The sequence below is a fragment of the Oribacterium sp. KHPX15 genome, assembly GCF_900107835.1.
GTDB lineage: Bacteria > Bacillota > Clostridia > Lachnospirales > Lachnospiraceae > Oribacterium.
The window spans coordinates 76,242-89,594 of the sequence record NZ_FNRG01000011.1 but is presented as its reverse complement, the minus strand read 5'-3'; the positions used below and the strand labels follow the sequence as shown (position 1 = coordinate 89,594).

Annotated in this window: 9 protein-coding genes and 1 tRNA gene; all 10 read right to left on the bottom strand. The window is 45.0% G+C overall.

The window, feature by feature from the left end; genetic code table 11:
- Positions 1-45: 45 nt before the first annotated feature.
- The 10 genes from BLV86_RS18765 to BLV86_RS08600 all read right to left on the bottom strand — a co-directional run bounded on the left by BLV86_RS18765 (position 46) and on the right by BLV86_RS08600 (position 13,220).
- Positions 46-684, bottom strand: a complete 639-nt coding sequence (locus tag BLV86_RS18765) for a Sec-independent protein translocase subunit TatA/TatB (protein WP_090816301.1) — start codon at positions 682-684, stop codon at positions 46-48.
- Positions 685-1,352: 668 nt separating this feature from the next.
- Positions 1,353-3,593 (bottom strand): anaerobic ribonucleoside-triphosphate reductase, encoded by a 2,241-nt coding sequence (gene nrdD, locus BLV86_RS08640; RefSeq protein ID WP_031549152.1) that lies wholly within the window; start codon positions 3,591-3,593, stop codon positions 1,353-1,355.
- Positions 3,594-4,200: 607 nt separating this feature from the next.
- Positions 4,201-5,169 carry a MetQ/NlpA family ABC transporter substrate-binding protein gene (locus tag BLV86_RS08635; protein ID WP_031549150.1) on the bottom strand — a complete coding sequence of 323 codons (969 nt, stop codon included), beginning with the start codon at positions 5,167-5,169 and terminating at the stop codon, positions 4,201-4,203.
- A 170-nt stretch (positions 5,170-5,339) separates the two neighbouring features.
- Complete coding sequence (locus BLV86_RS08630) at positions 5,340-6,002, bottom strand: methionine ABC transporter permease (protein ID WP_031549148.1); 663 nt, start codon at positions 6,000-6,002, stop codon at positions 5,340-5,342.
- Positions 6,002-7,027, bottom strand: coding sequence for a methionine ABC transporter ATP-binding protein (locus BLV86_RS08625; protein ID WP_031549145.1), 1,026 nt, complete (start codon positions 7,025-7,027; stop codon positions 6,002-6,004). Before BLV86_RS08625 ends, BLV86_RS08630 begins: the two co-directional genes overlap by 1 nt.
- Before the next feature lie 168 nt (positions 7,028-7,195).
- Positions 7,196-7,279: transfer RNA gene (locus BLV86_RS08620), tRNA-Leu, on the bottom strand.
- A gap of 446 nt (positions 7,280-7,725) precedes the next feature.
- Positions 7,726-9,120: a Sapep family Mn(2+)-dependent dipeptidase gene (locus BLV86_RS08615; protein ID WP_090816300.1), complete on the bottom strand. Its 1,395-nt coding sequence runs from the start codon at positions 9,118-9,120 to the stop codon at positions 7,726-7,728.
- 11 nt (positions 9,121-9,131) lie between these two features.
- A complete protein-coding gene (locus BLV86_RS08610; protein ID WP_031549141.1) occupies positions 9,132-10,724 on the bottom strand; it encodes a peptide chain release factor 3 in 1,593 nt (530 codons plus the stop codon).
- Positions 10,725-10,895: 171 nt separating this feature from the next.
- Positions 10,896-12,179 carry a cell division protein FtsZ gene (ftsZ, locus tag BLV86_RS08605; protein WP_031549140.1) on the bottom strand — a complete coding sequence of 428 codons (1,284 nt, stop codon included), beginning with the start codon at positions 12,177-12,179 and terminating at the stop codon, positions 10,896-10,898.
- Positions 12,180-12,401: 222 nt separating this feature from the next.
- On the bottom strand, positions 12,402-13,220 hold the full coding sequence (locus BLV86_RS08600) for a cell division protein FtsQ/DivIB (RefSeq protein ID WP_242840060.1): 819 nt from the start codon (positions 13,218-13,220) through the stop codon (positions 12,402-12,404).
- Positions 13,221-13,353: the final 133 nt, after the last annotated feature.

Genomic DNA, 13,353 nt, shown 5'->3' with positions numbered 1-13,353 from the left:
TCTGACATGCAGATGCAGATTTAATCAGCTTTTTTGTTTTAAACATTATACTCTGTAATGACCGACTGTATCAAATTTGCCGGTTTCTTCGGCAGGCTTCTCAGCCTTTGCCTCTTCAGCATCTGTGTCTTTGGTTTCTGAATGCTCTTCTGACTTCGCCTCGTTTGACTGATTATCGCTCTTCGTTTTTTCTTCAGCCATTCCGGAATCAGCTGCAGCTGACTCAGAATCTTTCTTTTCAAGCTTTTCTTCTGATGTCACTTCTTCTGCAACGGTACCAGGTTCATCTGAAATCAACTCTGTCTTATTCTCTTCAGCCTTTTCTACCTCTGCTGTGGCTGTTTCAGCCCCATTCTCTTTCGTCTTTTCCTCTGCCTTAGGCTCCGGTTTTACAGATGAAGGCTTTCCGATGTCATTCACCGTTTTCTTCACATCATCGATGTTCTTCTTGATCTCATCTGCCACTTCGGTAACCGGCTGCATAGCTTCCTTTATGGGCTTCTGTGCCTCTTCCAAAGGTTCTATCACCGATTCCCTGATGTCCTTTGTCAGATCGTTTGAGACATTCCTGAATGCCTTCAGGGATTCCCCCAGCTTTTTTGCATATTCAGGAAGCTTGTCAGGACCGATGACGATGAGCGCCACGACGAAAATGATGATTAATTCTGAAAATCCTATTTTCATAACTCGATTCCTTGATCTTTCCTTCTATATTTTTCTATAACCTACTCATTATAAATGTTTACACGCATTTTGTGCAATATCAAATCGAGTAAGATAGGGGTTTTTCACTTATAAACCTTATTTCTCAGAAATCCACCAGAAAACAGTTCTCGCAAACGATCCCCATATGACTCAAAACATTAAACATCCCTAGTGAACCAATGATTTTAGAGCGCCTATATGACTCAGATCCCGTATTTTTCCAAGGCGGGTCATTGTACGTGGAGTGTTTCTATGACTGCAATTAAATTAACCCGTAATATGAGTCAGCTATAGAGAAGTGATTTTATGACTTAAAAATCTCGATTTCCTGTATGAGTCATTCACTTTACCTTGTTCATATGACTTCAATTTCATAATTTCCCGATGTGGGTCATTGTCGAAGCTTGTTCTTATGACTTCAATTCTATGATTTCCCGATATGAGTCATTGTCGAAGCTTCATATAGTTGACCTCAATCCTGGATATCTTCCAGAGAGTCAAACACCGGGTATTACAGACTAACTCTATACCTTATATTACAAAAAACGCACGAAAAGCTCAGTGGATCTCGGGAACTGAAAAGCTCCGACCTTTTCTGCGAGGTCGGAGCTTTTCAAATTGGGGTGTATGTCTACAATGAATGTAAATCACAGATGAAGCACTCTGTCCTTGATCTCCTGGGTACGGCCCTGGTTCCAGTACTGGGTTCCGATGTATCCGCAGGTTCTTCTGGCAACGGACATCTTGCTCTGATCACGATTTCCGCAGTTAGGGCACTCCCAGACAAGCTTGCCCATATCGTCCTCTATGATCTTAATCTCGCCGTCGTAACCGCAGCACTCGCAGTAATCTGACTTGGTGTTAAGCTCAGCATACATGATGTTGTCATAGATGAACTTGATAAGACTGAGTACTGCAGGAATGTTGTTCTGCATGTTAGGAACCTCTACATAAGAGATAGCTCCTCCCGGTGAAAGCTTCTGGAAATCAGCCTCAAACTTAAGCTTGGTAAATGCATCGATCTCCTCACGAACATTTACGTGATAAGAGTTTGTTACATAGTTGTGATCTGTAACGCCCTCGATGATTCCAAATCTCTTCTGAAGAGCCTTTGCAAACTTGTAAGTTGTGGACTCCATCGGTGTACCGTAAAGTGAGTAGCTGATGTTCTCTGCCTTTCTCCACTCTGCACACTTGTCATTCATGTGCTGCATTACCTGAAGTGCAAATGGCTTTGCCTCAGGATCTGTGTGTGACTTTCCTGTCATGCGTACGCACATCTCGTAAAGACCTGAATATCCAAGGGAGATGGTTGAATAGTTGCCATAGAGAAGTCTGTCGATCTTCTCGCCCTTCTTAAGTCTTGCGAGTGCACCATACTGCCAGAGGATAGGTGCAACATCCGAAGTTGTGCCCTTAAGTCTCTCATGGCGAAGTCTCAATGCCTTATGGCAGAGCTCAAGTCTCTCATCGAAGATCTTCCAGAACTCGTCCATATCTCCGTGAGCTGAACATGCAACGTCTACAAGATTGATGGTTACAACGCCCTGGTTGAAACGTCCGTAATACTTATGCTTGCCTTCTGTATAGGTCTTGCTGTTTGACTTGTTGCCTGCATCGCAAAGCCCCTCTGCAAGTGACTCGTTGTCCGGTGTAAGGAAGGATCTGCATCCCATGCAAGGATAAACATCGCCCTTGTACTCCTTCATCTTCTTAGCGGAGATGTAATCCGGAACCATTCTCTTGGCTGTGCACTTGGCAGCAAGCTCTGTAAGGTAATAGTATCTTGACTGAGGGTAAACATTATCCTCATCGAGAGTGTAGATGATCTTCGGGAATGCCGGTGTTATCCAGACACCCTTCTCGTTCTTAACGCCCTTCATTCTCTGCTTCAGAACTTCCTCGATAACCATCGCAAGGTCGTCTCTGGTCTGTCCCTCAGGAACCTCATCCAGGTACATGAACATGGTTACGAAAGGAGCCTGACCGTTGCAGGTCATGAGAGTGATAAGCTGATACTGGATGGTCTGAACGCCTCTTGTGATCTCCTCGTGAAGACGCTTTTCTACGATCTTTCCGATCTGCTCGGCTGTCATCTGAACGCCGGCCTCAGCATTCTCCTCCTCAACCTGGCTTCTGATCTTCTGACGGGAAATGTCTACGAATGGAGCAAGGTGTGACAATGTAAATGACTGTCCGCCGTACTGGTTGGAAGCAACCTGCGCAATAATCTGCGTTGTGATGTTGCAGGCTGTGTAGAAGCTGTGTGGCTTCTCGATCATTGTCTGGGAGATAACCGTGCCGTTCATCAGCATGTCCTCGAGGTTTACGAGGTCACAGTTATGCTCCTTCTGAGCGAAGTAGTCAGAATCATGGAAGTGGATAATGCCTTCGTCATGAGCTCTTACCACATCCTCAGGAAGAAGAAGTCTCTTTGTAAGATCCTTGGAAACTTCACCTGCCATGTAATCACGCTGTGTAGAATTGATAACAGGATTCTTGTTGGAATTCTCCTGCTTCAGCTCCTCGTTTGACTGATCGATAAGTGAAAGGATCTCATCATCGGTTGTGTTTGACTTACGTGCGATCTCTCTCTTGTAACGATAACGCACATACTTTTGAGCAACCTCATAACCACGCATCTCCATGATGCCGGTCTCAACCATATCCTGGATCTCTTCAACCGATACCGCACGATTGAGCTTTGCGCACTTTGCGGCAACATTCTCGGAAATGCCCATGATCTGGTACTCATTCATCTGATAAATAGGCTCTACCTCATTGTTTGCCTTACGGATAGCGTTAGCGATCTTTGAAATATCAAACTGGACTTCCTTGCCGTTACGTTTGATAACATTCTGTTTTACGACTTCTGTTAAAACTTCCATATCTGCTCCCCCTTTTATTTACATCCACACCGCAGAAAGAATTTCAGACCGGTTCCCTTTAACCCGAACCTCGAAAATCTTTATTATATTTTGTGCCCGGACCAATGTTTCGGCCTCGGCATCTTCTGATGATTTCGTAATTTCATCAACCTAAGTGCATTTTCAAAAATATATTTCTTCTATAGTGTTTTTACCAAATATTGTTTTTCTCGTCTCTAAAAGCACTATATCTTGTGTGCAGAAATACTATACTACTATTTCCACCGGATTTAAATACCAAATATCCAAAAGTCAATTTTTTGTAAAAAACGGAGAATTTTAGCAATTTCCACCTAAAAATCCACACACGATTTCTCTTAGATTACAGGGGTATAAATCAAGTAATATCGCGGTCTTCCGGGCTTTCGCCGGTTTCGCCGATGTTTTGTTGAAAATTCCAACTTGATTTTTAAAATCTTAAATAATCACTTAAATTTTGTCATATTATTGTTTTCGGGAGCAAAGAAAAATCCCTGCAGAGCATATGTCTGCAGGGATCAAAAATCCATATGTAGGTGGGAATCATCACTATATATAGTGATGGCAGCTCATGTGTTGAGCATATATATTACTTCATCGGGATAACGCCGCCCTCATAAGTATTTGTGATGTACTCAGAAACCTTCTCAGACTGAAGCACCTCAACAAGCTTCTTAGCCCACTCTGAATCAGCGTCAGCATCTGACACTACAACAACATTGGCATAAGTCTGGGCTGCCTCTGAAGAAGCATCCTCCTGAGCAAGAGCATCTGAAGGCTTGAAGCCGGCATCGATGGCATAGTTACCGTTCATGCAGGCAAAATCAACTGACTCGATAGATCTCGGGATCTGAGCAGCCTCAACCTCAAGGATCTCAACATTGTGAGGATTCTCAACGATATCCTGCTTTGTAGCTGTGAGACCTACACCCTCCTTGAGAGTGATGATGCCGTTAGCCTGAAGAAGCTGAAGAGCACGAGCCTCATTGGTTGTATCGTTAGGAACAGCGATCTGAGCCTTGTCAGCGATGTTTGAAAGATCATTTGCCTTTCCTGCGTAGATTCCGAACGGCTCATAGTGGATAGCGCCCACTGATGTAAGGTGGGTTCCGTTCTCAGCATTGAAATCATCAAGATATGGCTGGTGCTGGAAGTAGTTAGCCTGGATCTCGCCCTGATCTGTAGCAAGGTTTGGCTGAACGTAATCATTGTAAACAACGATGTCAAGGTTAATGCCTGCTGCTGCAAGTTCATCCTTTGCCTGCTCGAGAATCTCTGCATGAGGGCTTGGTGTTGCACCGATCTTAATGTCTACTGCCTCTGCAAGCGGCTCTACGGCACTGCCTGCCTCAGCAGCTGCCTCTGTTTCCTTAGCGGCTTCTGTCTCGCCTGCTGCCTCTGTCTCCTTGGCAGCCTCTGTTGCTGCGGATGTTGCTGCGGATGTTGCAGCTGCTTCTGTTGCTGCAGCTGTTGTTGCCTTGGTCTCTGATGAACCGCAGGCTGCAAGTGATGCTGCCGCAAGTACTGCTACAAGAACTACTGTTAAATTCTTTTTCATAATGTTCCTCCCTCGTTGGTCCTTTGATTTTTCGTCTTGTCAGACGAAGGACTTACGTATACCGTTTTTTGGGGAAACGGTGATCCCCACGACAGGTTTGACCTGTCGGTTTTATTTAGACTGACACTCCTTCGGGAAGCACCAGAGAAAATACGAAAACATTAAACTTGTCAGTTCCTTGCTCTCTTATCCGTAGCCCTGGAAACTCTCATCCAGAATTCCTGAATGATCTGTACAAGCACCACAAGGATCACAACCGCGATCATCATGATATCTGTCTTGTAGCGGTAATATCCGTAGTTCAGGGCGATGGCTCCCAGGCCTCCGCCTCCTACAAAACCTGCCATAGCCGAATAGCTGAGGATGGTTGTGATACAGATTGCGGCTCCCACAAGAAGGCTTGGCTTTGCCTCAGGGATCAGCACCTTGTAAATAATCTGCCAGTTGCTGGCACCCATTGACTTTGCGGCTTCTATAACGCCGGCGCTTACCTCTTTAAGTGAGGACTCCACCATTCTTCCTATATAGGGGGCGGAAGCAATGATAAGGGGCGGAATGATAGCCTTAGGTCCCAATGTTGTCCCCACCAGGAATTTGGTGAGGGGCAAAACCATTACCAGAAGGATCAGGAACGGAATGGAACGGAAAATATTGATAACCACACCAAGTGCCGTGTGCACCGGATTGCATGGTGCGATACCGTCCTTATCCGTTACAACCAGGATAACTCCCAGGGGGATACCTATAAGATATGAAATAGCACTGGAGATGAGTGTCATGTAAATGGTCGCCCAGGTCTCCTCAAAATACATGGAAATTGATGCTGCGTCCATCAGTTCACCTCCTCAAACTTTATACTGTTGTCCTTAAGATAATGCAGGATCTTCTCTGCATCCTCTTCCTCTCCGGGAAGCTCCACCACCATCTGGCCCACTGCCTGACCTTCAACTTCCTTAGTATTTGCAAAAAGGATGTTGACCGGCACCTTGCAGGTGAGCACCAGATCCGAAATGATAGGCTGATGAGCAGAGTGGCCGTCAAATACGATACGTATCTTCCTGTTACTGTCTACACCGAAATCCACCGGCTTCACGGAGTCAGCATTACCATCCCCAAGGATAAGCCTGCGGCCGATTTCTGTCTTCGGGTTGCTGAATACCTCCGCCACAGGTCCGCTCTCGGCGATGTGGCTGTGGTCAATGATGGCCACGGAATCGCAGATGGCTTCGATAACCGACATCTGGTGGGTAATGACTATGACCGTGACTCCCATCTCCTGATTGATCTGCTTCAAAAGCTCAAGGATCTGAGTTGTGGTCTTTGGGTCCAGGGCCGAGGTTGCCTCATCACAAAGTAGCACCTTCGGATTTGTAGCGAGAGCCCTTGCGATAGCCACTCTCTGCTTCTGACCTCCGGAAAGCTGTGCCGGATAGTTCTTTACTCTGTCTTCGAGACCTACGAGTTTGAGCAGTTCCATGGCTCTCTCCCTGGCCTTCTTTCTGTCCGTTCCCGCGATTTCCAGCGGGAAGGTAACATTATCCAGAAGATTACGCTGATCCAGAAGGTTAAACTGCTGGAAGATCATGCCCATGTTTCTTCTGGCTTCGCGAACCTCCTTTTCGGAAAGATCGCCCAGGGACTTGCCCTCAAAAATAACCTTACCGCTCGTGGGTATCTCAAGATAATTTATACATCTTACAAGTGTTGACTTTCCTGCGCCGGAAAGTCCGATGATTCCCTGAACGGAACCCTCCTTTATATCCAAATTAATGTCATCAAGCGCAACAACATCCCCGGAACTTGTGTGAAATGCCTTGCCCATGTTGACCAATTGGATGATTACATCACCCTTAGCCATTAAGTTCCTCCATATATCGAATTCAATATGCATCAAATTTTAGTACACGGTTGGGATTTAATCAATTAAATTAAAACGATAATGAGTTATAAAGAGAAGCTATAGCAGAGATTACCGGGAAGACTGAGAACAAAAAAAGAGCACCAGGTCTAACCTGTTGCTCTTTGCTGCGGAGGATGGGACTTGAACCCACACGTCCTACCGGACACAAGATCCTTAGTCTTGCCTGTCTGCCAATTTCAGCACCTCCGCGCGACTCGTATAATATACAGCCTCGATATATAAAAGTCAAGAAAAAAATACTACAAATACAGAAATTTTTTTGACCCCGAAAAAATTGCACTGATACAAAAAATATTTGACCCGGGTTCTAAAAACAGGATCGGCTGAACTGTTACAAATCTTCAAGCTGACCCATTTTGAACAATATCATAATGGAAGTCATCCATTATTGCTTGCAAACATGACTCATATTGCGGATTTGAAGATTTTGAATCATTCTGATCAAACTCATCGTTTGACTCTCATGAAAATATCTTGAATTGAAGTCATCAATAATATGCTTGGGATTTGACTCATATCAAGCCATTATTGGATTTGCAGTCAATCAATTACATCTATATGGTTGACTCAATTTCAAGATAAACTAATTGAGACCATGGACGCAAGATTTGCCCCCATGGTCTCCTTTTGCAATTTTATGAGCAAAGCTCAATGATCGCCTCTGCGTAAACCTTAGTGGCAATCACGATGTTATCGAGGTCGAAGAACTCGTCGGCGCCGTGCATGCGGGTGTCAACGCCCGGAAGGACTGCACCGAAGGCTACGCCGTTCTTTAACTCGTGAACATAGGTGCCGCCGCCGATTGCCATGGCTTCGCCCTTGAGGCCGGTTACTGTCTCGTAGGACTTAAGGAGCTTCTGAACAAATTCAGAGTCTGAAGGAACCGCATGAGGAGGAACTATACCCTTGCTTTCAAACTCAAGGCCGAGGGACTCAATACTTTTTCCTGCCACATCCTCACAGTTCTCCTTGGTTGCAATAAGCGGTGTACGGCTGTCGAACATGAGATCAAGCCCGGTAGTTGTGATATGGAACATATCCAGGGTGCATGTAAGGTCGTGGGACTCTGCATCACTCATCTTGATGCCGAGGCCGGAACCGTCTGTAACTCCGTAAGGGAACAGCTTAAGTACATTCTTAATAGCCTTTATCTGCTCGCACTCTGTAAGAGGAAGCTTTGCAACAAGCATAAGTGCAGCGATGCCGGCATTCTTTCCAAGCTCGGGAGTTGATGCATGGGCAGACTCACCGATAACTGTTATCTCATTCATACCGGTCTGCTCACAGGTAACACCACATTCTTTTGCAATTTCGTCCATGGGAGCCTCAGCCAGATTCATATCGAGACCCTCAAGTGTGATGACTGCCTTCTGGGGAACAGCATTAACGGCCACACCTGCCTCAAGTGAAATAAGTCGCGGTAAAGTCTTTGACTCCTCAAAGCTTTTTACGATTCCGGCTCTGAACTGACCTTTTTCTATATTTATAAGAGGGAACTCCGCATCCGGAGAAAATGTCATCTCTGCCTCAGGCTCTACAGCATAGTACTTCTCAATATCACTAGAACCTGTCTCTTCATCGGAACCCATAATGAGACGAACGCCCTTCTTAAGAGGGACGCCGCACTCCTTGATGGCACGCATAGCATAAAGTGCGCAAAGAAGCGGACCCTTGTCATCAGATGTTCCACGGCCGTAGATTCTTCCGTCCTTTACTACAGGCTTAAAAGGCTCTGTAACCGTCCAGCCCTCGCCTGCGGGCACCACATCACAGTGGCAAAGCATGTCGAGGCTTCTGGGAAGCTCCGGATCAAAATCCGCAGTTCCTACATAGCTGTTATAATTCTTTACAGAAAATCCGTACTTGTCGCAAAGATCAATCGCAAAGTTCAGGGCATCAAAGGGACCGTCTCCAAAAGGCTTTCCCTGCTCGTATGAGCCCTGTACAGAATTGATTGAGACAAAATCCTTCAGATCCTCTATAAGATCGTCTAAATGTTCCTCTATCCACTTATTTACTGATTCGTTCATATATTTACCTCTTAATTCTTTCCAAACTCAGTAAGCCTGAGATCCTTATTTCTGTCAAGCACCATACCTACCGACCACTCATGCGCGAACAGAAGCAGCGGGCGGTCCTTCAGATCCTTTACGATTTTCATGTCCGAAGTTCCCTGGATCTTGTCAATGTTGATCTCGGTGTAGTTCTCAACCCAGCGCAGATGCTCATAGGGCAGCATGTCGAGCTTGACGTCAACGTTGTACTCGTTCTTGAGACGGAAGGTGAGGACTTCAAACTGAAGTACACCTACAACGCCGACGATGATCTCTTCCATACCGGTGTTGTACTCCTGGAAGATCTGGATGGCACCTTCCTGGGCGATCTGGGAAATACCCTTCAGGAACTGCTTACGCTTCATGGTGTCTACCTGACGGACTCTTGCGAAGTGTTCCGGCGCGAAGGTAGGGATTCCCTCGTAAGCAAATTTCTTATTGGAAAGCTCCAGTGTATCTCCGATAGAGAAGATACCCGGATCGAAAATTCCGATAATGTCTCCGGCGTAGGCCTTTTCAACTATCTTACGCTCATCCGCCATCATCTGGGTAGGCTGGCTGAGCTTCACCTTACGGCCGGTCTGCACGTGATTAACTTCCATTCCTGCATCGAATTCGCCCGAGCATATACGCATAAAAGCGACACGATCCCTGTGTTTTGGATCCATATTAGCCTGAATCTTAAAAACGAAGGCTGAGAACTGCTCGTCAACTGTATCGATAACGCCCTTGTCACTACTTCTGGGAAGAGGTGGTAATGTCATCTTCAGGAAGTGCTCAAGGAAGGTTCTGACACCGAAGTTTGTAAGAGCTGAGCCAAAGAATACAGGAGTAAGCTCTCCCTTATTGACTCTTTCCTGATCATAATCGTCAGAAGCTCCGTCCAGAAGCTCCAGATCCTCCTGAAGCTTGTCATAATACTCAAAACCCACAAGATCCTTTAACTTAGGATCATCAAGTTTTACGTCCTGCTCCTCAACAGCTTTGGTGCCGCCGGCATTGGCAGTAAAAAGCTCCACGGTTTCAGTCTCACGATCGAAGACGCCTTTGAAGTTGCGTCCGCAGCCAATGGGCCAGTTTACAGGACAGGTGTGGATGCCAAGAACGCTCTCGATTTCGTCAAGAAGCTCATATGGGTCACGGGCCTCACGGTCAAACTTATTAACAAAAGTAAAGATAGGAATGTGACGCATTACGCAGACCTTGAAAAGTTTGATTGTCTGAGGCTCAACACCCTTTGCGCCATCGATAACCATGACGGCACTGTCGGCAGCCATAAGTGTACGATAGGTATCCTCCGAGAAATCCTGGTGACCCGGAGTATCAAGGATATTTATACATTTATCTCCGTAATTAAACTGAAGCACTGAAGAAGTAACGGAAATACCTCTCTGCTTCTCTATCTCCATCCAGTCTGAAACTGCATGCTTGGTGGCCTTACGTCCCTTAACGGTACCTGCAAGGTTGATAGCACCTCCGTAAAGAAGGAACTTCTCTGTTAATGTTGTCTTACCTGCATCCGGGTGAGAAATGATCGCAAACGTACGTCTCTTCTCAATCTCTTCTTTTAAATTTGCCATGTCTTCTCCATATATAAATGTATCCTTAGGTATCCCGGGTGGATCATATATTCCTCTCCACCTTTGATTTCCAATATTTATACATCAAACTTTTTTATTCCGCGTTGCATCTTAACATAAAAGAGACTATGCCGTAAAGACATAGTCTCTTATTTTCCAAATATATACTCTTTATCTCTTGTTTCTCAGGAACTCAGGAATGTTGATTGACAGATCCTTGTTCTGCTGAGGACGGTAGCTTGGCTGAACTGAAGGAGCCGGCTCCATGCTCGGCATATGTGTCTCATGAACCTGAGGTGCAACTGAAGGAGTCTGAACTGAAGGTGCTGCCTGGTTCTGCATTGTATATCCTACAGACTGAGACGGTGTGTTGAGAAAGCTTGGAATAGGCTGTCTCTGAGTCTGTACCGGCTGTGGCTCACGAACAGGAACTGCCTGACGTGGTGCTGCCTGTGGTGCAACAGTCTTCTTCTCAGGAGCATCAAAAACAGACTGTGTTGCTTGCTCATCCTGAATGCCTGTAGCGATAACTGTGATCTTGCACTCATCCTGTGCGCTCTCATCATACATAGCACCGAAGATGATATTTGCATTCTCACCTGCAAGCTCCTCTACATAAGAAGCTGCCTCGTTTGCTTCAACGAGAGAGATATCACCTGAAATATTAATGATAACATCTGTTGCGCCCTGGATAGTTGTCTCAAGGAGCGGAGATGAAATAGCCATCTTAACAGCCTCTGTTGCCTTCTCATCACCCTTAGCTGCGCCGATACCTACATGAGCGATACCCTTGTCCTTCATAACTGAAGATACATCGGCGAAGTCAAGATTGATAAGACCGGGAACATTGATAAGGTCTGTGATACCCTGAACAGCCTGCTGAAGAACTTCGTCTGCCTTCTTAAGTGCATCCGGCATGGTAGTTCTTCTGTCAACGATCTCAAGAAGTCTGTCATTAGGAATAACGATAAGTGTATCTACAGATTCCTTAAGCTGCTCGATACCCTTTATAGCATTCTGCATACGCTGACGAGCTTCAAAACGGAAAGGCTTTGTTACTACACCAACAGTAAGGATACCCATATCCTTTGCAATCTTTGCAATGATAGGAGCTGCACCTGTTCCGGTTCCGCCTCCCATACCGCAGGTTACAAATACCATATCTGCGCCCTGTAAAGCTGCAGTAATATCCTCTGAACTTTCCTCAGCTGCCTTGGCACCAACCTCAGGTCTGCCTCCGCAACCAAGTCCCTTTGTAAGCTTTTCACCAATCTGCATAGTAGTTGGTGCCTGACTGAACTGTAAGGCCTGCTTATCTGTATTAACGCCGATGAACTCAACGCCGACAATGCCATCAGTCACCATGCGATTCACCGCGTTATTACCTGCGCCACCAACACCAACAACGATAATTCTTGCAGCTGCCTCTGACTCAGGAAGTTTAATCTCAAGCATAATCTTCCTCCTTCAACACTATATCATCCCATAATGTAGCTTGAATTTGCATGACCACATACGCTTATTTTTCCAAATCTCATCTAGTCCGGTCACACACCCTAATTAAATATACATATTTATTTAACTATTATCAATAGCTTAACAGATTTTAGCACGCAGATAAGCGTTTTAAACCTAAGGTTTTTTCACTTATTTCTTACATTTTTATGACATTATTTCTTAAGTCGACGATCTGAAAATGTAGCTCTCATGATCGGTACTTTCATTGTAATCTGACAGATTAAGCGTACCCTTCAAGCCTTCAAGGTTCGGAAGTATATCCTTAAGGGTATATATCTTCATTTCCATGTCCTTGTTGCTTCCGAGATATACCTGGATGTCACCCATCTTTAAGGTAGCATTCAGAAGCTCATCATATGCGATCTCGTCACATTTGATCTCATTATCACTGAGAGAACCCGTAAGATTCAATATGTCATTAAAGACATGCATATTCTGAACCGGCAGCTCTTTATACAGAATTATGGATCCGAAGGTAAGTCCTGTGATCCTGGGAATGCCCGCCAGATTCTCCCTTGTGGACTCCACAACTATACCGTCCTTATCAAAATACATATGGCTTGACATGTAATCAACATAACCAACTATATTTTTTTCGTACACGGTGATGCTTACGGAAAGGGGTCCTTCCCAGTTGATATCATATCTCTGTACAAAAGGAATCTGCTTATGCGGCTTGGTCTTGTCTTTCCAGAAACAGTAAAATGCATTTGTATCCCAGTAATCGGAAAAGATCTTCGACACCATCTCCTCACTGGTGTATCTGTTATTCCCTAAAACCTTAATGTTCTTTATCCTGGCGCTGGCAAGTATCACAGCCACAAGAAGAATGATGATGGCAAATCCTCCGAGAAGCATACGTCTTGCTTTCTTTTCCCGTTCGTAACGGTCTTCGTCTTCGTAGACATCATCATATTCGTCATCATCATATTCATCTTCGTAAAAATAATCGTCATTATTAAACTTATCTTTTTTCATACGTTAAATTATACAAAAACGCGATGTCATTTCAATAACATCGCGTTTATTTCTTAGTTTGATATTAATGTTTTAAGCTAAAGCTATGACTCACGCATATCAGTCTCTACATTACACCCTCACTGCAATGCAG